The following is a 565-nucleotide window of genomic DNA, read 5'->3' as shown; positions in this document are numbered from 1 at the left end:
GCTACAGTTTATTTATTTTTTCAGTTGCCTCTTTCAATTTATCGGAATTAAATCCTTTTGTTAATTCCGTCAAAATGAGTTTTTCTTTTATTTCACTTTCCAATCCATTAAGTGATTTGTCATCATCTATAATCAGAAAATCTGATACATTGAACTCATTAATGAATTTTGAAATTTCTTCTTGTCGATTTTTACATTCCGCATATTCCGGTAAAAATCCGGCAATCTCTTTTTGTATTCCACGATTTTTAAAAATCACATTGAATTCTGTGAGGGTCTTTGCGGTACGCCGAGATGAACTCAACCAAATTTCAAAATGGGCAAAAGTAAGTAGCTGGTTTAAGTTTTCAACACAAGATTCATCGAAATCAGAATAACCGTCCGGGTGAATTCGGTCGGCTCTCCAAGATGGATTCGTTAATAGAACTCCATCTAAATCTAATATCAACAGTGTGTTTGTTCTCAAATTGTAGCTAACGGTTTCGGGCTTGGCGAAGGTGGCGATATTCACCACAAATGTTGATGCGGAGAACCAAACTTTGATTAACCACAAATGTGTCTGCGG

General features: G+C 35.8%; 1 protein-coding gene. It reads right to left on the bottom strand.

The features are described from left to right. Position 1: 1 nt before the first annotated feature. The coding region (locus H1A14_RS23080) for an HAD domain-containing protein (RefSeq protein WP_194778677.1) at positions 2-565 on the bottom strand (564 nt) is incomplete at its 5' end.

The organism is Pararhodonellum marinum (genome assembly GCF_015354735.1).
Taxonomy (GTDB): domain Bacteria; phylum Bacteroidota; class Bacteroidia; order Cytophagales; family Cyclobacteriaceae; genus Pararhodonellum; species Pararhodonellum marinum.
This window is presented reverse-complemented; position numbering and strand designations above follow the sequence as displayed.